The sequence below is a fragment of the Cellulomonas sp. McL0606 genome (assembly GCF_058248365.1).
In genome coordinates this window covers 20,076-41,214 of the sequence record NZ_CM177779.1, presented here as the reverse complement: position 1 = coordinate 41,214, position 21,139 = coordinate 20,076, and the positions used below count along the sequence as shown (strand labels likewise).

25 protein-coding genes, 1 tRNA gene and 1 pseudogene are annotated in these 21,139 nt (G+C 70.8%); 15 read left to right on the top strand and 12 right to left on the bottom strand.

What is annotated here, in order from left to right:
* The first annotated feature begins 159 nt into the window (after positions 1 to 159).
* The 3 genes and pseudogenes from AC38ZX_RS00255 to AC38ZX_RS00245 all read left to right on the top strand — a co-directional run bounded on the left by AC38ZX_RS00255 (position 160) and on the right by AC38ZX_RS00245 (position 2,625).
* Entirely contained in the window at positions 160 to 783 is a 624-nt protein-coding gene (locus AC38ZX_RS00255; protein ID WP_426593902.1) for a DUF2510 domain-containing protein, read from the top strand.
* Positions 784 to 821: 38 nt separating this feature from the next.
* Positions 822 to 1,427, top strand: coding sequence for a hypothetical protein (locus tag AC38ZX_RS00250; protein WP_491295900.1), 606 nt, complete (start codon positions 822 to 824; stop codon positions 1,425 to 1,427).
* 198 nt (positions 1,428 to 1,625) lie between these two features.
* Positions 1,626 to 2,625: pseudogene (locus tag AC38ZX_RS00245) on the top strand (NAD-dependent epimerase/dehydratase family protein).
* 98 nt (positions 2,626 to 2,723) lie between these two features.
* Here AC38ZX_RS00245 and AC38ZX_RS00240 read toward each other — a convergent pair.
* A tRNA-Leu gene (locus tag AC38ZX_RS00240) sits at positions 2,724 to 2,806 on the bottom strand.
* A gap of 273 nt (positions 2,807 to 3,079) precedes the next feature.
* On the opposite strand from AC38ZX_RS00240, the gene AC38ZX_RS00235 reads away from it, so the two are divergent.
* Genes AC38ZX_RS00235 through AC38ZX_RS00190 form a run of 10 tightly spaced genes read left to right on the top strand, consistent with a single transcriptional unit; the run spans position 3,080 to position 11,657 of the window.
* Complete coding sequence (locus tag AC38ZX_RS00235; protein ID WP_491295899.1) at positions 3,080 to 3,790, top strand: FHA domain-containing protein; 711 nt, start codon at positions 3,080 to 3,082, stop codon at positions 3,788 to 3,790.
* Between the two features lie 9 nt (positions 3,791 to 3,799).
* Positions 3,800 to 4,294 (top strand): FHA domain-containing protein FhaB/FipA, encoded by a 495-nt coding sequence (locus AC38ZX_RS00230; RefSeq protein ID WP_426593898.1) that lies wholly within the window; start codon positions 3,800 to 3,802, stop codon positions 4,292 to 4,294.
* 3 nt (positions 4,295 to 4,297) lie between these two features.
* The gene (locus AC38ZX_RS00225; RefSeq protein WP_491295898.1) at positions 4,298 to 4,660 is read left to right on the top strand and encodes a PP2C family protein-serine/threonine phosphatase; all 363 of its coding nucleotides are present in this window, start codon (positions 4,298 to 4,300) and stop codon (positions 4,658 to 4,660) included.
* Positions 4,627 to 5,511: a PP2C family protein-serine/threonine phosphatase gene (locus tag AC38ZX_RS00220; RefSeq protein WP_491295897.1), complete on the top strand. Its 885-nt coding sequence runs from the start codon at positions 4,627 to 4,629 to the stop codon at positions 5,509 to 5,511. Before AC38ZX_RS00225 ends, AC38ZX_RS00220 begins: the two co-directional genes overlap by 34 nt.
* A 4-nt stretch (positions 5,512 to 5,515) precedes the next feature.
* Positions 5,516 to 6,937: an FtsW/RodA/SpoVE family cell cycle protein gene (locus AC38ZX_RS00215; protein WP_491295896.1), complete on the top strand. Its 1,422-nt coding sequence runs from the start codon at positions 5,516 to 5,518 to the stop codon at positions 6,935 to 6,937.
* Complete coding sequence (locus AC38ZX_RS00210) at positions 6,934 to 8,385, top strand: peptidoglycan D,D-transpeptidase FtsI family protein (protein WP_491295895.1); 1,452 nt, start codon at positions 6,934 to 6,936, stop codon at positions 8,383 to 8,385. The genes AC38ZX_RS00215 and AC38ZX_RS00210 overlap by 4 nt, the downstream gene beginning before the upstream one ends.
* Entirely contained in the window at positions 8,382 to 9,683 is a 1,302-nt protein-coding gene (locus AC38ZX_RS00205) for a serine/threonine-protein kinase (protein ID WP_491295893.1), read from the top strand. The genes AC38ZX_RS00210 and AC38ZX_RS00205 overlap by 4 nt, the downstream gene beginning before the upstream one ends.
* Positions 9,684 to 9,685: 2 nt before the next feature.
* Entirely contained in the window at positions 9,686 to 9,889 is a 204-nt protein-coding gene (locus AC38ZX_RS00200) for a hypothetical protein (protein ID WP_491295892.1), read from the top strand.
* Positions 9,886 to 10,692 carry a protein kinase domain-containing protein gene (locus tag AC38ZX_RS00195; RefSeq protein WP_491297534.1) on the top strand — a complete coding sequence of 269 codons (807 nt, stop codon included), beginning with the start codon at positions 9,886 to 9,888 and terminating at the stop codon, positions 10,690 to 10,692. The genes AC38ZX_RS00200 and AC38ZX_RS00195 overlap by 4 nt, the downstream gene beginning before the upstream one ends.
* Entirely contained in the window at positions 10,623 to 11,657 is a 1,035-nt protein-coding gene (locus AC38ZX_RS00190; protein WP_491295891.1) for a Stk1 family PASTA domain-containing Ser/Thr kinase, read from the top strand. Before AC38ZX_RS00195 ends, AC38ZX_RS00190 begins: the two co-directional genes overlap by 70 nt.
* A gap of 51 nt (positions 11,658 to 11,708) precedes the next feature.
* Here the strand turns inward: AC38ZX_RS00190 and AC38ZX_RS00185 are convergent, their stop codons facing one another.
* From AC38ZX_RS00185 to AC38ZX_RS00170, 4 genes are read right to left on the bottom strand one after another with little or no spacing between them, the layout of a single operon-like run.
* Positions 11,709 to 12,344, bottom strand: coding sequence for an aminodeoxychorismate/anthranilate synthase component II (locus AC38ZX_RS00185; RefSeq protein WP_491295890.1), 636 nt, complete (start codon positions 12,342 to 12,344; stop codon positions 11,709 to 11,711).
* 1 nt (position 12,345) lies between these two features.
* Positions 12,346 to 12,504 carry a hypothetical protein gene (locus AC38ZX_RS00180; RefSeq protein WP_426593889.1) on the bottom strand — a complete coding sequence of 53 codons (159 nt, stop codon included), beginning with the start codon at positions 12,502 to 12,504 and terminating at the stop codon, positions 12,346 to 12,348.
* A gap of 13 nt (positions 12,505 to 12,517) precedes the next feature.
* Positions 12,518 to 13,258 (bottom strand): class E sortase, encoded by a 741-nt coding sequence (locus AC38ZX_RS00175; RefSeq protein ID WP_491295889.1) that lies wholly within the window; start codon positions 13,256 to 13,258, stop codon positions 12,518 to 12,520.
* On the bottom strand, positions 13,255 to 14,094 hold the full coding sequence (locus AC38ZX_RS00170) for a DUF881 domain-containing protein (protein WP_491295888.1): 840 nt from the start codon (positions 14,092 to 14,094) through the stop codon (positions 13,255 to 13,257). Before AC38ZX_RS00170 ends, AC38ZX_RS00175 begins: the two co-directional genes overlap by 4 nt.
* Positions 14,095 to 14,294: 200 nt before the next feature.
* On the opposite strand from AC38ZX_RS00170, the gene AC38ZX_RS00165 reads away from it, so the two are divergent.
* The gene (locus AC38ZX_RS00165; protein WP_426593886.1) at positions 14,295 to 14,543 is read left to right on the top strand and encodes a cell division protein CrgA; all 249 of its coding nucleotides are present in this window, start codon (positions 14,295 to 14,297) and stop codon (positions 14,541 to 14,543) included.
* 110 nt (positions 14,544 to 14,653) lie between these two features.
* Here AC38ZX_RS00165 and AC38ZX_RS00160 read toward each other — a convergent pair whose 3' ends face one another.
* Together AC38ZX_RS00160 and AC38ZX_RS00155 are read right to left on the bottom strand one after the other, a co-directional pair.
* Entirely contained in the window at positions 14,654 to 15,448 is a 795-nt protein-coding gene (locus AC38ZX_RS00160; protein WP_491295887.1) for a rhomboid family intramembrane serine protease, read from the bottom strand.
* 73 nt (positions 15,449 to 15,521) lie between these two features.
* Complete coding sequence (locus AC38ZX_RS00155; protein WP_426593883.1) at positions 15,522 to 16,061, bottom strand: peptidylprolyl isomerase; 540 nt, start codon at positions 16,059 to 16,061, stop codon at positions 15,522 to 15,524.
* A 131-nt stretch (positions 16,062 to 16,192) separates the two neighbouring features.
* Between AC38ZX_RS00155 and AC38ZX_RS00150 the strand changes: the two genes are divergently transcribed.
* Complete coding sequence (locus AC38ZX_RS00150) at positions 16,193 to 17,029, top strand: hypothetical protein (protein ID WP_491295886.1); 837 nt, start codon at positions 16,193 to 16,195, stop codon at positions 17,027 to 17,029.
* Positions 17,030 to 17,116: 87 nt separating this feature from the next.
* Here AC38ZX_RS00150 and hisF read toward each other — a convergent pair whose 3' ends face one another.
* Genes hisF through AC38ZX_RS00125 form a run of 5 tightly spaced genes read right to left on the bottom strand, consistent with a single transcriptional unit; the run spans position 17,117 to position 21,126 of the window.
* Entirely contained in the window at positions 17,117 to 17,911 is a 795-nt protein-coding gene (gene hisF / locus AC38ZX_RS00145) for an imidazole glycerol phosphate synthase subunit HisF (protein WP_426593881.1), read from the bottom strand.
* Positions 17,901 to 18,521, bottom strand: a complete 621-nt coding sequence (gene hisH, locus AC38ZX_RS00140; RefSeq protein ID WP_491295885.1) for an imidazole glycerol phosphate synthase subunit HisH — start codon at positions 18,519 to 18,521, stop codon at positions 17,901 to 17,903. Before hisH ends, hisF begins: the two co-directional genes overlap by 11 nt.
* A 45-nt stretch (positions 18,522 to 18,566) precedes the next feature.
* Positions 18,567 to 19,385, bottom strand: a complete 819-nt coding sequence (locus AC38ZX_RS00135; protein WP_426593879.1) for an ABC transporter permease — start codon at positions 19,383 to 19,385, stop codon at positions 18,567 to 18,569.
* A complete protein-coding gene (locus AC38ZX_RS00130; RefSeq protein ID WP_491295884.1) occupies positions 19,385 to 20,203 on the bottom strand; it encodes an ABC transporter permease in 819 nt (272 codons plus the stop codon). Before AC38ZX_RS00130 ends, AC38ZX_RS00135 begins: the two co-directional genes overlap by 1 nt.
* The gene (locus AC38ZX_RS00125) at positions 20,200 to 21,126 is read right to left on the bottom strand and encodes an ABC transporter ATP-binding protein (RefSeq protein WP_491295883.1); all 927 of its coding nucleotides are present in this window, start codon (positions 21,124 to 21,126) and stop codon (positions 20,200 to 20,202) included. The genes AC38ZX_RS00130 and AC38ZX_RS00125 overlap by 4 nt, the downstream gene beginning before the upstream one ends.
* Positions 21,127 to 21,139 lie beyond the last annotated feature (13 nt).

Sequence of the window (21,139 nt, the reverse complement as noted above, 5' to 3'; positions counted from 1 at the left end):
CTCGCGCACCGGGCGCGCACGCCGGTGTGCGCAGCCGCCCTCGCACGGTACCCGCGAGCCGCGCCGGTCACGAGCCCGAGATCGGACTGGCTCCTCAAGAAGGCGCCCGTACATGCCGAGGTCGTCACACATCGGCGGCGTCGCGACGAAGGAGCCTGCATGGCCATGCCCGGCTGGTACCCGGACCCGCACGACTCGAGGAGGCGGCGCTGGTTCGACGGGACGGGCTGGACCGGGCACAGCACCCCGGTGGAGACCGTCGCTGGTCCCCAGCCGTACGCCGGGTACCCGATGGCGTTCGGGTCGCCCCCCGCCGCCGCCCCGAACACCACGGCCACGGCCGGTCTGACCTTCGGGATCCTGTCGGTCTTCCTGGCGCCGCTCATGGGCGTCATGGGCATCATCGGGATCGCCCTCTCTGCATTCGGCCTGGCGCACGCCAGGTCGCTCCAGGCCAGGGGACTGCCGCCCGACGGCCGCGCGAAGGCACAGTGGGGGCTCGGGACGTCCATCGTCGGGACGGTCCTCGGCCTCGTGGTCCTTGCCGCCGTCCTCGGCAGCAGCGGGTCCGATCATCGGCGCTACGACAGCGCGGCCGTGGAGCAGAACATCACCGCCGGCCTGGAGTCGACGGCTCCCGGTGTGACCGTCGAGTGCCCGTCGTCGACGTCGACCGCCGCCGGGAGCGTCATCAGCTGCGTCGCGCGTCTCCCCGGAGGGTCCGAGCGCGACGTCGTGGTGACGTTCGGCGAGCGCGGCTCGTGGACCTGGGTGATGCACTGAGCCAGGCCCCGTCGAAGCGTGCCGATCGACGGAGGCACATGACGAGGGCCACCGTCCCTTCGGGGATCCGTGCACGGAGGGCGTCGCCCACACGGTCGCTGCTCAACTTCGCGGGCGCGCGCGCCGATGGATCGGGCATGGGGGTCAGGCGTGTTGTGCTCGCGGTCGCGTTGACGGCCGGTCTGGTGTGGGTGAGCGGGTGCGCACCGCAGCCGGCGCCCGTTGCGGGTCCACCGATGCCGGGGATGACCCCGGTCGCGGTCCCGAACCCGGTCGCGCTGACGAAGTCCGACGACGACTGTGGGTGCGCGGGCGACCCGAGCACAGCTCTTGAGAGGGCCGTGGGGTACGCCCAGTCGTACAAGGCCGAGGCGATGAATGCGGCACCCGGTGTGTACTCGGACATCCAGGTCCACGCGTTGCCGCCGGACACGATGGAGTACGAGTTCATATTCGCGCAGGAGGCGTCCGCGACTGCCGCACCGGCGTACCTCGACACGCAGCTGGTGAAGTTCCAGGCCATCTGCGACTCGAAGGACTTCCCGTCGATGAAGCGGATCGGCATCGCGCACCCGAAGATCCACTTCCTGTTCGTGAACGCGGACGGCACGACGCTGTGGGAGCACACGTTCGAGCCCTCGTGACCCGGGTCGTGACGTCGTCGCCGTGCCGCCAGGAGACGTGGCGCTCAGGACGACCGACGGCTCGCCCACCGCCGGGATCCGACCAGCACACCAGAGTGACGCGACCGTCGAGCCGCGTGGCTTCCGTGCGCGGTGGCGTCGACCCCCGAGGACCCCGCTGATCGGCGGGGGCGTCGGCTGCTCCGTATCCTGCGACGCATGGCACTGAGCGCACTCTTCATCGGCGGGACCGGCATCATCAGCACCGAGGCGGCCCGGCGGGCGGTCGCGGAGGGGGTCGAGCTCACCCTGCTCAACCGCGGGCAGTCCGCGACACGCCCGGTGCCCGACGGTGCCCGCGTGCTGCACGCCGACGTGCGCGACCCGGAGTCCGTGCGCTCCGCGGTGGGTGACCTCGAGTTCGACGCGGTCGTGGAGTTCATGGCGTTCACGCCCGAGCACGTGCAGACGGACCTCGACCTGTTCACCGGCCGCACCGGTCAGTACGTGTTCATCAGCTCCGCGTCTGCCTACCAGACGCCGCCGACCCATCTCCCCGTCGTCGAGTCGACGCCGCTGCGCAACCCGTTCTGGGAGTACTCGCGGAACAAGATCGCCTGCGAGGACCTCCTCGTCCGCGCGTACCGCGACACCGGTCTGCCGATGACGATCGTGCGCCCTTCGCACACCTACGACGCCACACTCATCCCGATGGATGGCGGCTGGACGGTGATCGACCGGATGCGCCGCGGCCTCGAGGTCGTCGTCCCGGGCGACGGAACCTCACGATGGACCATCACCCACAGCGCGGACGTCGCCGTCGGGATCGTGGGGCTGCTGGGCCGCGAGGAGGCGATCGGCGAGGCGTTCCACATCACCGGTGACGAGGCGCCGACGTGGGACCAGATCTACCTCGCGATGGCTCGGGCCGCCGGCGTGGACGAGCCGCGGCTCGTACACGTCGCGTCCGACGCGGTCGCCGCCGCCGACCCTGCAGCTCGGCGCAGGGATCATCGGCGACAAGGCGCACACGATGATCTTCGACAACACGAAGATCCGGCGGTTGGTCCCTCAGTTCTCGCCCCGCATCCCCTTTGCGCAGGGCGCCCGCGAGATCGTCGCCTGGCACGATGCCGACCCCGCCCGCCGGACGATCGACCCCCAGTTCGAGGCCCTCACCGAGCGCCTCCTGGAGGCTTACCGGCCCCGCCCGCTCTGACCGCTCAGCCGGTTCCGGACGCAGAAACTCCCGGCAGGATCAGATCCTGCCGGGAGTTGACCGGACTGCTGGGCCTTGGTCGTCCCGAGACCCCACTGTGCGCGAGGGGGGATTTGAACCCCCACGCCCTTTCGGACACTGGCACCTGAAGCCAGCGCGTCTGCCGTTCCGCCACTCGCGCGCGCCGGAGAACATTAGCACGGTGACGCAGGCCTCCCGAACACCGCCGAGAGCGCACGAACGACCGTGGAGGACGGTGCGCCACGCTCCGAGGGCGTGGTGCAGGCGTCCTCGGCGCGGGCGGCCCGCTGCACCCGATCGGGTGTACCGCCCAGGCGCCGCGCGGGACTCGCCGACATCCGGGTCCGGACGCTCGCGGCCCGGATACCATCGACTGACCAGCACGGCACAGCCGTGCGCAGGTCAGCGGCAACGAGTCGAGAAGGAGGTGGGCGTGGGCATCCTCGACAGGTTCGAGAACGGCGTGGAGCGGGTGGTCAACAACGCGTTCGCCAAGGCCTTCAAGAGCGAGCTCAAGCCGCTCGACCTCTCCAGCGCGCTGCGCCGCGAGGTGGACGACCGGGCCGCCGTCGTCGGCCGCGACCGCACCGTCGTGCCGAACGAGTTCACGCTGGAGCTCGCCACCGCGGACTACGACCAGGTCGAGTCGTGGGGCGCCGAGGCGCTCGCCGACGAGTTCGCGGCGAACGTCACGGACTACGCGGCCAGTCAGCGGTTCGCGTTCGTCGGGCCGGTCACGGTGCGGTTCAGCGAGGACACCGAACTGGAGGCCGGCCGCTTCCGGGTGATCAGCGCGACGGTGCGCGGAGCGGTGGCACCCGCCGCGGCGACCGCGACGCCGAGCGCACGCCACCCGCTGGTGGACATCGACGGTCAGCGCTACATCCTCACCGGGCCGGTCACGGTCATCGGGCGCGGGTCGGAGGCGGACATCATCGTCGACGACCCCGGCGTCTCCCGGCGCCACCTCGAGATCAAGGTGACGCCGGACGGCGTCATCGCGAGCGACATGGGCTCCACCAACGGGCTCTTCGTCGAGGGCCACCAGGTACCGGCTGCGACGCTGCTGGACGGCAACACGCTGACCATCGGGCGCACCCGGATCCTGTTCTGGACAGGCGGCGAGCCGGACCCGGACGAGTGACGTCGGCGCATGAGTGAGCTGACGATCACCCTGCTACGGCTGGGTTACCTGGCCCTGCTCTGGGTTCTCGTGCTCACCTCGATCGCCGTGCTGCGACGCGACCTGTACGGCACGCGCATCACGGACCGTCGGCGCAAGAACAAGGCGCCGCAGCTCGCCGGGGCGGCCGTCGCCCATCCGACCCCAGCCCCACCGCGACAGACCAGGTCGGCCGGACCCAGCCGCCTCGTCGTCACCGAGGGTCCCCTTCGTGGCACGATCATCCCGCTCGGGTCGTCGGCGGTCCTGCTCGGTCGCGCTCCCAGCTGCACGCTCGTCCTCGACGACGACTACTCGTCGTCGCGGCACGCACGGATCTATCCGCAGGGTGGCCAGTGGTTCGTCGAGGACCTCGGATCGACGAACGGGACATTCGTGGCGGACCAACGCGTCGAGGCCCCCACCCCGCTGCCGACCGGTACACCGGTCCGCGTGGGACAGAGCGTGCTCGAGCTGCAGAGGTAACCGGTGACCGTCGCACTCAGGTATGCGGCACGGTCCGATGTCGGGCTCGTGCGCTCCAACAACCAGGACTCGGCCTACGCCGGGCCGCACCTGCTCATGGTCGCCGACGGGATGGGCGGGCACGCGGGCGGCGACGTCGCGTCCTCGGTGGCGGTCGCCGCGTTCGCGCCGCTGGACGGCGAGTCCCACGGGTCCGACGACGCCCTCGACCAGCTCGAGGCGGCGCTGGCCGACGCGCGCGAGGAGATCATCCACCGCAGCGAGGCCGACCCGGAGCTGACGGGCATGGGCACGACGGTGCTGGCCATCCTGCGGGCAGGCAACAAGTCGCGATGGTGCACCTGGGCGACTCGCGCGGCTACCTGATGCGCGACAAGGTCCTCACGCAGGTCACCACGGACCACACGTTCGTGCAGCACCTGGTGGACATCGGCCGGATCACACGGGAGGAGGCCGAGGTCCACCCCCAGCGTTCGGTGGTCATGCGGGTGCTCGGCGACTTCGATCCCGACGTCGCCCCCGACCTGTCGGTGCGCGAGGCGCGCCCGGGCGACCGCTGGCTGCTGTGCTCGGACGGCCTGTCGGGGTTCGTCAGCGCGGAGACCATCGAAGAGACCATGGCGACGATCGACGACGTCGACTCCTGCGCCGACCGGCTGGTCCAGCTGGCGCTGCGCGCCGGCGGCGGCGACAACATCACCGTGGTGCTGGCCGACGTCCTCGAGCTCGACGACGTCGCGGACGGCGAGGGCCCGACGACGCACGCCTCGGTGGTCGGCGCCGCAGCCCTGACACGCAACGACCCCACGGCCGCCGACGACGGGCCGGCAGCGCGTGCCGCCAGCCTGACCAAGCCGGAGGAGCCGGGAGAGGTCGACGAGGAGGACGACGAGCCGGAGCCTCGTCGGCGGTGGCGCGTCCTGGTGGCCTGGATCGCGGGCGCCGTCCTCGTCCTGGGAGCCATCGGGCTGACCGTCGCGTGGCTCAACACGCAGTACTACGTGGGCGTCGACGACGGCCAGATCACCATCTTCCGGGGCGTGCCGCAGAGCCTCGGCCCGATCGACCTGTCGTCGCCCATCGAGCACTCGGGCACGGGTGTGGACGACCTGCGCTCGGCCTACCTGCGCGAACGCGTGGTCCAGACGATCCAGGCGGACTCGCTGGAGGACGCCCGGGCGCAGGTGGTCATGCTCCAGGACGACGCGGGCTCGTGAGCTGATGGCCACCGTCCAACCGCACCGCGTGCGGCCGGGTCGCGGCGTCGAGCTCGGGCTGCTGGTGCTCGCGCTGGCGATCGGCCTGGCCTCGTACGTGCTGGTCGGCATCGGGACCACCGACAAGGTGCCGCCCGACGTGCTCGAGTACGGCATCGGCATGGCGGTGCTCGGCGTCGGCATCCACCTGGTGCTGCGGTGGCGGGCGCCGTTCGCGGACCCGGTGATCCTGCCCATCACGGTGGCGCTCAACGGCATCGGACTGGCCATGATCTACCGCATCGACTACGCGTACGAGGCGCGCGGGCGCGAGCACGGGTTCGCCGACCGTCAGCTCGTCTGGACCGCGATCTCCGTGGTTCTGGCGGCCGCGGTGCTCATCCTGCTGCGCGACCACCGGACCCTGCGCCGCTACACCTACACCGCGGGCGTCGCCGGTCTCGCGCTGATCCTGCTCCCGCTGGTCCCCGGTGTGGGCGTGCTGATCAACGGTGCCCGGATCTGGGTGCGCGTCGGGGGCGTCGGGTTCCAGCCCGCCGAGTTCGCCAAGATCGCGTTCGCCATCTTCTTCGCGGGCTACCTGGTCACCCACCGCGACGCGCTCGCGCTGGCCGGTCCGAAGGTGCTCGGGCTGCAGCTGCCGCGTCCACGTGACCTCGGACCCATCCTCATCGTCTGGGGCGCCTCGGTCGCGGTCCTCGTCCTGGAGCGCGACCTCGGCACCTCGTTGCTGTTCTTCGGCCTGTTCGTCGCGATGCTGTACCTCGCCACCGAACGGCTCTCCTGGGTGGTCATCGGCCTGCTCCTGTTCGTCGTCGGCGCATGGCTCGCTGCGAGCGCGTTCTCGCACGTCGGAGCACGTTTCGACGCGTGGCTCCACGCCTTCGACCCTGCCGTGTTCGACAAGACGTACGGCGGGTCCGGCCAGCTGGTCCGCGGCCTGTTCGGCATGGCCAGCGGTGGACTGTTCGGCACCGGCTGGGGCACGGGACGCCCGGACCTGGTGCCCTTCGCGGAGTCGGACTTCATCGTCGCGTCGCTCGGTGAGGAGCTGGGCCTCACGGGCCTCATCGCGATCCTGATGTGCTACCTGATCCTCGCGCAGCGCGGCTTCCGCACAGCGATCGGCGTCCGCGACGGCTTCGGCAAGCTGCTCGCCGGCGGCCTGGCGTTCATCGTGGCGCTGCAGACGTTCGTCGTCGTCGGCGGCGTCACGCGCCTCATCCCCGTGACCGGCCTGGTGACGCCGTTCGTCGCGTACGGCGGCTCGTCGCTCGTCGCCAACTGGGTGATCGTCGCGCTCCTGCTCCGGATCTCCGACGAGGCCCGGCGGCCGGCGCCGGACGTGCGGGTCCCCACGCCGATCGCGGGCGTGCCCACGGTCGGCGGCGACCAGCCGACCGAGGTCATCGGCAGGCAGCGATGAACACTCCGCTGCGCCGGCTCGCCACCGTGGTCATGGCCATGTTCCTCGTCCTCATCGGCAGCGCGACGTGGGTCCAGTACGTCCAGGCCGACAAGCTGAACAACGACCCACGCAACGTGCGCGGCCTCTACCGCGAGTACGGGAACGCGCGCGGGCCGATCGTCGTGGGCGGCAAGGCGATCGCGTTCTCGACGCCCGTCAGCGACCCGTACGGGTACCAGCGCCAGTACACGGACGGGTCCATCTACTCGACGATGACCGGGTTCTACTCGATCGTGAACGGCAAGACCGAGCTGGAGAACGCCGCGAACGCCGAGCTGACCGGCAAGGGCGACCAGCTGTTCTTCACGCGCATCCGGGACCTGATCACGGGTCGCAAGCCGGAGGGCGCGGCGGTCGAGACCACGATCAACCCCGCCGCGCAGGCCGCCGCGGTGGCGGGTCTGGGCGACCAGCAGGGCGCGGTCGTCGCGATCGAACCGTCCACCGGAAAGATCCTCGCGCTGGTCAGCACGCCCGGGTTCGACCCGAACACGCTGGCGACGCACGACACCGCCGCCGCGAGCGCCTCCTACCAGGCCCTCTCCGCCGCACCGGGCAACCCGCTGCGCAGCAACGCCACCAAGGAGCGGTACGCCCCGGGCTCGACATTCAAGCTGGTCACCGCGGCGGCGGCGCTGGAGAGCGGCCAGTACACGCCCGCCTCGACGCTCCCCGCGCCGCACCAGCTCGACCTCCCGCAGACCAGTGCGACCATCGGCAACTTCGGCGGCGGCGGGTGCGGCAGCGACCCGATCACGCTGGCCGACGCCCTGCGCGTCTCGTGCAACACCGCCTTCGCGCAGCTCGGCCTCAACCTCGGCGCCGACGCCCTGCAGGCCCAGGCGGAGCGGTTCGGGTTCAACGACCCGAACCTGACCATCCCGATGAGCGTCGTGCAGAGCGTGTTCCCCGCCAACCTGAACGCACCGGAGACCGCCCAGTCGGCGATCGGGCAGCGCGACGTGCAGGCCACGCCGATGCAGATGGCGATGGTGGCCGCGGGGATCGCCAACGGTGGACGCCTCATGACCCCCTACGTCGTGCAGACGGTCCGCTCCGCCGATCTGACCACGGTCCACGTGACCAAGCCGACGCTCTACTCGACGGCCGTCTCGCCCGGCACCGCCGCGGCGTTGACGCAGATGATGATCGGCGTCGTGCAGTCCGGGTCCGGCACGGCGGCGCAGATCCCGGGCGTCCAGGTGGCCGGCAAGACCGGTACCGCGCAGACCACCGCAGACCAGCCCCCGCACGCCTGGTTCACGGCGTTCGCGCCGGCCGACAACCCGCGGGTCGCGGTCGCGGTGCTGGTCGAGCACGGCGGCAGCCTCGGCAACGAGGCCACCGGCGGACGCGTCGCCGCACCGATCGCCAAGGCGGTCATGGAGGCGGTGCTGGGCTCATGAAGACGGCGGCGGGCGTGGCCTTGGGTGAGCGGTACCGGCTGGTCCGGCAGATCGCGGTCGGCGGCATGGGTGAGGTGTGGGAGGCGCACGACGACGCGCTCGCCCGCCCGGTCGCCGTCAAGGTGCTGCGCTCGGAGTTCGCCGGCGACCGCGGGTTCCTCGAGCGCTTCCGCACGGAGGCGCGCAACTCGGCGTCCCTGTCGCACCCCAACATCGCCCAGCTGTTCGACTACGGCGAGCAGGACGGCTCCGGCTTCCTCGTCATGGAGCTGGTGGTCGGCGAGCCGCTGTCCGACCTGCTCGAGCGCGAGCCCGTGCTGCCCACCCGGCGGCTGCTGCCGATCCTCGCGCAGACGGCCCGCGGGCTGCACGCAGCCCACATCGCCGGGGTCGTGCATCGTGACGTGAAGCCCGGCAACATCCTGCTGGGGCGGGGCGGGCGCGTGAAGATCACCGACTTCGGCGTCTCGCTGGCCCGCAACCAGGTCACCATGACCGCCACGGGCATGGTGATGGGGACGGCGCAGTACCTCTCGCCGGAGCAGGCCGTGGGACATCCCGCGACACCGCTGTCGGACCTGTACTCCCTCGGGATCATCGCGTACGAGGCGCTGGTCGGGCACCGGCCGTTCACCGGCCCGACGGCCGTCGACATCGCCGTCGCGCACGTCAACAACCCCGTGCCCCCGTTGCCCCCGAGCGTCGACAAGCCGCTCGCAGACCTCGTCGTCCGCCTGCTGTCCAAGGAACCGAGCCAGCGCCCGCAGTCCGGCGAGGAGCTGGCGGCCATGCTGGACCGGCTCGTGCCGCGCACCCCACCGACCGGTGTGCCCATGCTGGTGGAGCAGCAGCCCACGCGACCGCCGGACACGTTCGCGACCGCCGCGACGCCCATCGCGCCCGCGGCACCGCCCCCGTCGTACCCGCCGCGCCGCGCCCGGCGCCTCGAGGAGCCGGCGGCACCGAGGCGATCGCACGCCGCACCACCGACCGGCCAGGCCTCCCGCCGCATGGCCTGGCCGTTGCTCGTCCTGATCCTCGTGCTCGTCGCACTGCTCGGCGCCTTCGCCGCGAAGGCGATGCTGAACGCCGACGGACCCGCCGCAGGGACGAGCACCGGGACGACGCTGCTGGTCGCAGGCGCACCGCCCGGCCAGCACGACCCGCGGCCGGTCGCCGCCGGATACGCTTCTGGCGGGGATGGGGATGCGATGATCGGCCCGTACGGCACTGCCGTGGACTACAAGGCCGTGCCTGCACCATCCGGCACAGCATCAACGGAAGCAGAGGACGCCTAGTGGTGGACGACGGATCCCGGATCCTCGCCGGACGGTACGAGGTCGGCGAGCTCATCGGGCGTGGTGGCATGGCCGAGGTGCACATCGGCCACGACACCCGGCTCGGTCGCACGGTCGCCATCAAGATCCTGCGCTCCGACCTGGCCCGCGACCCGAGAGCTTCCAGAACCGGTTCCGCCGCGAGGCGCAGTCGGCGGCGGCCCTGAACCACCCCGCGATCGTGTCGGTCTACGACACCGGTGAGGACGTCTTCACCGAGCCCACCGGCGTCGTCGCCCACGTGCCGTTCATCGTCATGGAGTACGTGGAGGGCCACACGGTCCGCGACATCCTGCGCGACGGCCACGCGGTGCCCATCGAGGAGGCCGTCGACATCACGGCCGGCGTGCTCTCCGCCCTCGAGTACTCCCACCACGCGGGCATCGTGCACCGCGACATCAAGCCCGCCAACGTCATGCTCACGCCGACGGGTGCGGTCAAGGTCATGGACTTCGGCATCGCTCGCGCGGTGGCCGACTCGGCCGCGACCATGACGCAGACGCAGGCCGTCATCGGCACCGCGCAGTACCTGTCGCCCGAGCAGGCCCGTGGCGAGACCGTCGACGCGCGCTCCGACCTGTACTCCACCGGCTGCCTGCTGTTCGAGCTGCTCACCGGCCGCCCGCCGTTCATCGGCGACTCCCCGGTGGCCGTGGCGTACCAGCACGTCCGCGAGGCGGCGCCGGTCCCCAGCTCGTTCGCCTCCGACGTGCCCGACACGCTCGACCGCATCACGCTCAAGGCCCTCGCCAAGGAGCGCGACGCGCGCTACTCGTCGGCCGCCGAGTTCCGGGCGGACCTCGAGGCGGCCGTGCGGGGAGGCGTGGTCACCGCGCCTGCCGTCGGCGCGGCGGCCGCTGCGGCCCTCGTCGCCGCCTCGGCCGCCGAGACCACGCAGCGATGGCCCCCCCGGTCGCGACGACCCAGACCATCCCTCCGGCCACGGCTTGGCAGTCGACCGGCACGCTGACGACGACGCCCGACGACGACCTCGAGGAGTCGCGCAGCAGCAAGGTCTGGCTGTGGGTCCTCATCGTCGTCGCGCTCCTGGCGGTCGGCGGGATCCTCTACCTGCTGCTGAGGGGCACCAGCGGACCCGAGCAGGTGACGGTGCCCGACGTGACCGGGCAGCAGGAGGCCGCCGCACAGGCCCTGGTCAAGGACCAAGGGTTCCTCTGGGGCGCGCCCATCCAGGCGACGAGCGACACCGTGGCCCAGGGCGCCGTCATCAGCACCAGCCCGAAGGGCGGCACCTCAGCCGACAAGGGCTCGACCGTCACGGCGACGATCTCCTCCGGCAAGGGCGACGTCACCGTGCCGAACGTGCTCGGCAAGTCCGAGCAGGACGCCGTCACGGCGCTGATGGCGGCCGGGCTCTCGGTGAATCCGACCAGGACGCAGGACGACAACGCAGCATTCCCGCAGGGTCAGGTGACCAAGACCGATCCCGCGGCGGACACCAGCGTCGCCGCCGGCACCGCCGTGACCCTGTCGGTCTCCACCGGCAACGTCGCGGTCCCGGACGTGACCAACATGCCCAAGCAGCAGGCGCTCGACACCCTGAACGCCCAGAAGCTGTCCGGCAACACGCAGGAGGTCCCCTCCGACAAGACCCCCGGTACGGTCATCGCGCAGGACCAGGCGCCCGGCACGCTGGTCAAGCAGGGCCGCACCATCAACCTGCAGATCGCCGTCGCGCCGACCACCACGACCGTGCCGAGCGGGCTCGCCGGAATGACCTACGACCAGGCCGTCGCCGCGCTGAACAACGCTGGCCTGACCAACGTCAACCGGATCGACGACGTCTCGGACCAGCCGAAGGACCAGGTGCTCCGCACCGACCCGACCGCCGGCACCGAGGTACCGTTCGACCAGCAGATCGACGTACACGTCTCGAAGGGTCCGACGATCCCCGCACCCGGCAAGACGCCGTAGCAACGCGACGAAGGGCCGTCCCGTCGGGACGGCCCTTCGTCGTGACAGGGTCTACAGACGGACGAGCGGGTGCAGACCCGCCGAGCGGGCGACGGCCTGGTCGTCGCCACAGATCTCGAGCCAGTTGGCCAGCAGCCGGTGGCCACCCTCGGTGAGCACCGACTCGGGGTGGAACTGCACGCCGTAGAGCGGGAGCGACCGGTGCTGCAACCCCATGATGATGCTGCGGCTCTCCGAGGCAACGACCGCGGTGACCTCCAGCTCGTCGGACACCGTGTCGTTCACGACCGCCAGCGAGTGGTACCGGGTCGCGGTGAACGGATCGGGCAGGCCGGCCAGCACTCCCTCGCCCTTGTGCTCGATCTGGCTGGTCTTGCCGTGCATCAGCTCGGGTGCGTGCGTGACGACCCCCCCGAACACCTCCCCGAGCGCCTGGTGGCCCAGGCACACGCCGAGCATCGGGATGCCGGCCGCGGCGCAGTCGCGGATCACCTGCATGCTCTGGCCTGCCTCGGAGGGCGTGCCCGGTCCGGGCGAGACGAGCACGCCGTCGAACGCCGTCCGCTCGGACGGTGCGGGCACGGCGTCGTTGCGGACGACGACGGTCTCGGCGCCCAGCTGGTTGAGGTACCCGACGATCGTGTAGACGAACGAGTCGTAGTTGTCGATCACGAGGATGCGCGTCATCTCAGGTCCCTACGGTCGTCTCGTTGAAGGGCATGTGCGGCGAGAGCGCGGGGAACACCCACGCGAAGCAGACCGCCAGGACGACGAACGCGGCGACCGCGAGGATCAGCACGCGCACGACCACGGGTCCCGGCAGGTGTCGCCAGAGCCATCCGTACATCAGCGCCCTCCGCTCATGATGCGCCATCCAGCAGCTCGACGGGAGTCCCGTCCGAGGTCGGTGCCCAGTAGTCCAGCACACCGTGGACGATGTACCGCTGCCGCGCCGAGAACATCGGGTGGCACGTGGTCAGCGTGATCATCCGCTCGGTGGGGGTCGCGCCGGGCTGGCCGGGGACCGGCGCGATGACGTCGACGTCGGTCGGCGCGACGATCTCCGTCGACGTCACGCGGTAGACGTACCAGATGTTGTCGGTCGTCCGGACGACGATCGGGTCGCCCACCTGCAGCTCGGTGATCCGGTTGAACGGCTTGGCAAAGGTGGTGCGGTGCCCCGCGATCGCGAAGTTGCCGACGCCGCCGGGCATCGCGGTGCCGTCGTAGTGCCCGACCCCCAGCACGTCGAGCACGGTGGCCCGGTCGGTCCCCTGGCTGATCGGGCGGACCGGCTCACCGTTCCAGCGGGGCACCTGCATCGTCGCGAACGTGGTCGCGTGCGGCGGCTGGACCATCACCGGGGGGTCGTCGTGCCGCGGGGTCGCGACGACGGGCGCGCTCGAGGTCCCCGACGGCGTCGGGGTCGGCAGCGGCCGGAACGGCAGCTCGGCCACGATCTGTGCCTGCGCCCGGTTGCCGACGACGTCCGTCCACCAGATGCCCCAGACGAGGAACGCGAACAGGAGCACCCCGAGGGTGATGAGTACCTCGCCGATCACGCCGATCGTGCCGTACACCGCATCGCGCGTACGGCTCACGGCAGCTCCTGCGCGGACCTGGCGCGCGCCCGGCTCGACTGGTCCCGCTCGCGCGCCTCGGCCTCGGCGAGACCCGGCAGCACCTCGGTGCCGGCCGGGACCTGGGCCGACTGCAGGTCGGTCGGTCCGGAGTAGGCAGGCAGCTTCAACGGCGACGACGCGCTCGAGTCGGACAGCGACCAGCCGAGGCCCACACGCTGCGAGTCACGGACGTACAGCTGCACGGGCGTCGACGCGGACAGCGCGCGGCGCAGCTGGGCGGGGTCACCGATCGCGCGGATGTCGTAGGGCGGCGAGTAGATCCGGCCGTGCAGCCGCAAGACGTTCCCGGCGCAGTGGATGGCACTGGTCGAGATGATCCGTTGGTCCATGATCTCCATGGCCTCGGCGCCCCCGGCCCACAGCGCGTTCATCACGGCCTGGATGTCCTGCTGGTGGACCACGAGCACGTCCGGGCTCGTGTCGTCGCGACGGGGCGAGTCGGCGGGTGCGTCGTCGAGACGGACCGTGAGCCCGGAACCCTGCACCGGGACCAGCCCACCCTCGACCAGGTAGCCCAGGCTCGGTTCACCGATCTCGGTGCCGGTCGCGGCGTTCTCCTCGGTGGTCAGCCCGACGACGTCCGCGTGCAGGTCGTCGACCTCGGTGGACAGTCGTTCGACGCGCGACTCCTCGGCCTTCGCGAGCTCAGCCAGGTCCTGCGGGTGGCGATCGCTCGACCCCTGCGCGAACTTGGCGTTCGCCGCGAAGAGGGCCCCGGACAAGGCGAGCACGAGCGCGACCGACAGGGTCCCGCGCGTGAGGAAGCGACGGGCCCGGTGAGGGTGGTCGGTCACGGTCGGCTCCTGCTGGGGACGCGTTCGGGACGGAGGGAGAACAAGCACGTCCTTGCGCCCACTACGCTAGGTCACGATGTGGCCGCTCCGTGACGATGCGGGGTCCGACGCACCAATGATCGCCCGCCCGCCGACCGAGCCCGTACCGCCCGGTCCCCCCGTGGCCTGAACGCCACGCACCGTTGGACAGGAGTACCGACGTGCCCGAGTCGAGCTCGCGCAAGAAGGCGGCGTACATCCCGCCGCCCGCCAAGTCGTCCGGACCCAAGGTGAACCCGCCGTGGTTCCTCCCGGTCATGCTCGGGCTGCTGCTCCTCGGGCTCGCCTGGATCGTCGTCACGTACCTGACGCAGTCCAAGTACCCGATCCCCGGCATCCACCAGTGGAACCTGCTCATCGGGTTCGTGTTCATCATCGCCGGGTTCGGCATGACCACCCGCTGGCGCTGACGTTCCCTGCCGTCCGAAGGCGCCGTCCACCCAGGTGGGCGGCGCCTTCGTCGTCCCCAGGGGTGCACAACTCTGTGGATAACTACAGCTGTGTAACTTGAGCCGACCGGTCAGAAGAAGACGCCGAACGAGCGGTACTTCGCCAGGGCCGCGACGAACAGGACCGCCGCCAGGACCACGGGCGCGGCGAACGCCACGAGGGTGCGGCGCTCCCGCGGGGCGTAGGCGTAGGCCGCAGCGAGCGCGGCGCCGGTGACCAGTCCGCCGAGGTGGGCCTGCCAGGCGATGCCCGCGGCCACAAACCCGATCACGAAGTTGACGACGATCAGGCTGATGATCCCCCGGTAGTCGCCACCGAGCTTCCTGGTCACCACCAGGGCCGCACCGAACAGGCCGAACACCGCTCCCGACGCGCCGACGCTCAGCTGCGCCATCGCCGGCAGGTTCATGGCGAGCAGCACCGAGCCGACAGAGCCGCCGACCGCACTGAGCAGGTACAGCGTCAGGTACCGGGCACGTCCCAGCGTCTGCTCGAGCATCGGCCCGACGAACCACAACGCCACCATGTTGAACACGATGTGCAGGTAGTTGCTGGGCGAGTGCAGGAACGCGACCGTCAGGAACCGCCACGGCTCGTGGTAGCCGATCGCCGGGGAGAAGATCCACCGGTTGGTCCAGTCGGGTACGACCAGCTGCAGGATGAAGCTGGCGACGCAGAGCGCGATCAGGGTGATCGTGATGACGGGCGGCCCGGGGCGGACCACCCCACCGAGCGCGGTCCGCTGCGCCGGCAGCGCACGGGCCGCCTCGGCGACGCAGTCGACGCACTGGACCCCGACCGCCGCCTGCCGCTGGCAGTCGGGGCACGTCGGCCGACCGCACCGCTGGCACCGCACGTACGACACCCGGTCGGGGTGACGCGGGCAGACCGGCGGCGCGGTCGGCGCGCCGTAGGGGGAGGTCTCGCTGATGGCGGTCTCAGTCCTCGATGTCGACGGACTCGATGACGACGTCCTCGACCGGACGGTCACCCGGTCGCACCCTCGTGGTCGCGATCTTGTCGACGACGGCACGGCTCGCGTCGTCGGCCACCTTGCCGAAGATCGTGTGCTTGCCGTTGAGCCACTCCGTGGCGCCGACCGAGATGAAGAACTGCGAGCCGTTGGTGCCACCGACCTTGCCGGTGACCGGGTCGAGGCGCTTGCCGGCGTTGGCCATGGCGAGCAGGTAGGGCTCGTTGAAGGTCAGCTCGGGGTGGATCTCGTCGTCGAAGTTGTAGCCCGGGCCACCGCGGCCGGTGCCCAACGGGTCGCCGCCCTGGATCATGAAGCCCTCGATCACGCGGTGGAACACGACGCCCGCGTACAACGGGTCCGTGCGCTGCTCACCGGTGGTCGGGTCCGTCCAGGACTGGGTCCCCGTGGACAGTCCCACGAAGTTGGCCACGGTCTTCGGAGCGTGGTTGGGGTAGAGCTCGATCCGGATGTCGCCGGCGGTCGTGTGCAAGGTCGCAAACATGCGCCCAGTCTGGCACGCGACACCCACGGCGTCGGCTGTGAACCACAGATGCGCAGGCCAGCGGTCCTGCGCCGGGCCCCGCACGGTGGCAGAGTGTGAGGTCAGTGCAGCCGACGAGCCGGGAGCAGGACATGCCTTTCACCAAGAGCCGCCCGAACATCGACGTCGATACCGAGAAGATCAAGGACCAGGCAGCCGAGCTCGGTGCCGCCATCGCCGAGGCCGCCAGCCACGCCAAGGGGACCGCGAGCGTCGCGGCCGGCAAGGCGGGCGAGGCGGCGGTGCAGGCCAAGGACTGGACGGCGCCGCGGATCGAGGCGTTCATCGAGTGGCTCAGGCCGCGGCTCGAGCAGGCGTACAGAGACTCGGTGAAGGCCGCCGCTCCCAAGGTCGAGGCCGCGGCAGACGCCGCCGGTCCGGCCATCGACAACGCGCACGACCGGCTGGTCGCCGAGGTGCTGCCCAAGGTCGTCGAGGCGCTCCACCAGGCCGCGTCGAAGGCGGGCGAGCTCGCCGAGAAGGCCGCCGACATGGCGGCGGACAGGGCCACCGTCGCGAGTGCCGTCGTCGCCGCCGCGGCGGCGGAGCGGACGAAGAAGAGGCACACGGGCGCCAAGGTCTTCTGGCTCGTGACGGCGCTGGTCGCGATCGGCGCCGGCGTGCTTGCCTGGAGCCGGTCGCGCTCGACCGTCGACCCGTGGGCAGAGCCCTGGGAGCCCGTCGAGAGCGACGTGCACGGCCGCGTGGCCGACGCCGCGGACGCCGTCGGCGAGGCCGCAGGCTCCGCGGTTGCTGGTGCCCGCAAGGCCGCCAGCAAGGTGAGTGACGCCGCCGGAACGCTCACCGAGAAGGTCTCGGACGCCACCGAGGACCTCACGGAGAAGGTCGCCGACGCGACCAAGAAGGTCACGCGCAGGACGACGAAGCCCGCGGTGGAGGAGTCCACCGGGGAGTCCACCGAGGCCTGAGAACGCTTGGGGCCTCAGAACGTGCAACGACCCCCGGGGACCCGTCGGCCCGGGGGTCGTTCGCTGTCAAGGACGGCCCGGTGACCGTCAGGCGCTGTGGACCGGCCGGACGCGCTCGCCCAGCTCGCCGAGCTGCGCCTTCATCTCCTCGACCGTGAGGTTGTGCTCGACTCTCGGCGAGTAGAGCATCGAGCTCACGATGGCGCCGGTGGCACCGATCGAGAACGCGTCGCTCACGTGGCTGATCCGGCCCGCGCCCCCGGACGCGATGACCGGCAGGGACACGGCGTCGGTGATCATGCCGGTGATCTCCAGGTCGTAGCCCTCGCCCGTGCCGTCGCGGTCGATGCTGTTCACCACGATCTCGCCGGCGCCGAGGTCCTGCCCGCGACGGGCCCACTCGACCGCATCCATGCCGGTGAAGGTGCGCGCGCCGTCGATCGCGATCTCGTAGCCGCTGGGGATGGACGCCGTCTTCTCGACGCGCTTGACCTGCATGCTCAGCACGATGCACTGCCGGCCGAACTCCTTGGAGCCCTGCGTGATGATCTCGGGCTTACGGACGGCCATCGAGTCGATGCTGATCTTCTCGGCGCCGGCCCGGAGCACGAGGTGCATGTCCTCGAGCGAGCGGATGCCACCGCCGACCGTCAGCGGCACGAACGTGCGGTGCGCGATCCGGCGGACCATGTCGAGGTCGATCTGCCGCTTCTGCGCGCTGGCCATGATGTCGTAGGTGACGATCTCGTCGACGTCGTCCCGGTAGAGCCGGTCGGCCAGCTCGGCGGGGTCTCCGACGTCGATGTTGTCCTGGAACTGCTGCGCCTTGGTGACGCGGCCGTCCTTGACGTCGAAGCAGGCGATCAGGCGGTTAGCGAGCAACGGACACCCCCAGGTCGCAGAAGGCCTTGAGCACCTGCAGGCCGGCGCGCGCGCTCTTCTCCGTGTGGAACTGCGTCGCCATGATGTTGCCCTGCGCGACCGCGGCCGCGAACGGCCGCCCGTAGGTGGTCACGCCGACGAGCGCCGAGGGGTCGGCGGGGACCGCGTAGTACGAGTTGACGAAGTAGTAGTAGCCGCCGGGCGTGAACGACTTCGCGAACGGGTGGTCGCCGCGCACGTCGACCGTGTTCCAGCCCATGTGCGGGACCCGGACCTCGGTGTTGTCGAACTGGTGCACGGTGCCCTTGATCCAGCCCAGGCACTCCTGGTCGTCCTCGGCGCTGTGCTCGAACAGGACCTGCAGGCCCACGCAGACGCCGAGGAACCCGACACCCGCGCCGACCACCTGCTCGGTCAGGTGCGCCACCCAGCCCTCCTCGGCCAGCGACTCCATGGTCACGCCCGCGGATCCGACGCCCGGCAGGACGTACTTGTCGACGTCGTCGCACTCCGACGGCTTGGCGACGAGCTTGTGCGGGACGCCGAGATGACCGAGCGCGTAGGAGACGCTCTGGGAGTTCCCGGTGCGGTAGTCGATGATCCCGATCACTGCTCGATCCTAACGGCGCAGGTCCCGGCCGGGCCGGGCCGTCCATCAGCCGAGGAACAGGGTGCGGAGCCGCCTCGTCGTGAAGGTCAGACCCAGCGCGATCATGACGACGAAGTACGTGACGTGCTGCAGCATCTGCGCGTCCAGCACCCCGAGCGTCAGGCCGCGCACCAGCTCGACCGCCTGGTACAGCGGGAGCGCCTTGATGATCCCCTGCAGCCAGCCCGGGTACACGGTCACCGGGTAGAACGTGGCCGAGAACAGGAACATCGGCAGCATGACGAACCCGACCCAGTCCAGCTGCTGGATCGTCTTCATGAAGCTGGTGACCGCCATCCCGAGGCTGGCGAACCCGAATGCCACGAGCAGGACCGCGGGCACGGCCAGCACCGCGGACCACGCCAGGTTCAGACCCATCACCTGCATGACCGTGAGGAAGCCGACGGCGTAGACCCCGCCGCGCAGGAGGGCGGTGAGGATCTCGCCGAACGCGACGTCCAGCGGACCCAGCGACGTGGTGAGCATGGCGTCGTAGAGCTTGCCGAAGTGCATCCGGAAGAACACGTTGTTGGTGGAGTCGTAGACGGCACCGTTCATCGCGCTCACGGCCAGCAGAGCGGGGGCGATGTACGCCGCGTAGGACACCGACCCGCCCGACGGCAGGGTGACGTCGCCGATGTAGGTGCCGAGCCCGACCCCCATGGCGAACAGGAAGAACACCGGCTCGAAGAAGCCCGAGAGGATGACCGGCCAGTTGGTGCTCCGGGTCGCCTTCAGCCCTCGTGCCACCACCGACCGCGCGTTGCGGGCGTAGAGCGCCCCGACGCTGCCCGCACGGCGACGGGCCGCCACCTCGACGGCCATCAGCGCAGCCTCCGACCGAACGACCGGTGCGCCAGCACCCACCCGACGACGACGTAGGCGACGAGCACCGCGTAGTGCCAGACCACCGGCCACGACCCCGGCGGCAACCCGTAGGACATCGAGCGGCCGATCTCGCTGGCGTTCCACAGCGGCGAGACCCACCCGATCCACTGCAGCCACACGGGCAGCGCGGTCAGCGGGAAGAACGTGCCGGAGAACAGGAACATGGGCGTGAAGATGAACCGGTTGACCAGCGCGAACTGGCCCTTGTCCTGGGTGAGCGTCGCCGAGAACGCCATGAGCGGCAGCCCGAACGCCATGCCGCCCAGCACGCCGACGAGCGGCATCAGCGCGGCACCCCACGGGTCCCCGACGGCGCCGAACGCCACCATGAGCAGGTAGTACGCGGTCGTCGTGAAGATCATCCGGAGGAGGACCGACACGATCAGGCCCGACGCGATCTGTCCCGGCGAGACCGGCGAGGCATTCATGCCCCAGAACGTCCGGCGCCAGCGGAAGCCCGCCATGACCGCGAACGTGAACTCGCCGGACGCGACCGTGACGCCCGACGCTGCCAGCAGCGCGGGCGCGACGAACAGCAGGTAGCTGACCGGGCCATCGGCGCCGTCGGCGATCGGCTGGTCCAGGAACGTGGCCAGGCCGAGCCCGAGGCCGAGCAGGTACAGCACCGGGCTGCCGATCCCGGTCATCACGATCGTCCAGCCGTACGCCCGCATGGCACGCAGGTGGTGCTCGGCCACGTACCAGGTGCCGAACCGGCGCGGCCGCACTCCCGCCTCGGGCTCGATCGAGGTCATTCGATCAGGCTCCGTCCCGTGAGCCGCAGGAACACGTCCTCGAGGCTGGAACGGTGGACGAGGCTGGTGGTCGGCCGCAGCCCCAGGTGGGTGACGTGTTCGAGCACCGACTCTCCGTCGTCCGTGTAGAGGAGCACCCGGTCCGGGAGCAGCTCCAGCCGCTCGACCAGGCCGGCCATCCGCTCCGCGGCGGACGCGTTGTGGTCCGACCCGAACCGCAGCTCGACCACCTCGCGCGTCGAGTAGTCGCGGATGAGCTGCGCGGGGCTGCCCTCGGCCATGATCCGGCCCTTGTCGACGACGACGAGGCGGTCGCAGAGCTGTTCGGCCTCGTCCATGTAGTGCGTGGTGAGGACGAGGGTGGTGCCGCGCTCCTTCAACCGGAACAGCCGGTCCCAGAGCACGTGCCGCGCCTGCGGGTCGAGGCCCGTGGTCGGCTCGTCGAGCATGAGGATGCGCGGTTCGTTGATGAGGGCCCGGGCGATGGTCAGGCGCCGCTTCATGCCGCCCGAGAGGTCGTCGACCTTGGCGTCACGCTTGTCCTCCAGCTGCGCGAACGTCAGCAGCTCGTCGGCGCGCGCCCGGCACGTCGCGCGCGGGATGCCGAAGTACCGGCCGTAGACGATGAGGTTGTCGCGGACCTTCAGCTCGGTGTCGAGGTTGTCCTCCTGCGGCACCACGCCGAGCAGCGAGCGGATCTCGGGGCCGTGCGTGTCCGGGTCGCGGCCCAGCACCCGCAGGTCGCCCGACGTCCGCGCCGAGACCGCGCCGATCATCCTCATGGTGGTGGACTTGCCGGCCCCGTTCGGTCCGAGCAGGCCGAATGCCTCGCCGGCCGGCACCTCGAAGTCGATCCCGGCGACCGCCGTGAAGTCCCCGAACCGCTTGGTCAGCCCGGAGGCGGAGATGACGGGAGCGCTCACAGCGCACCAACCT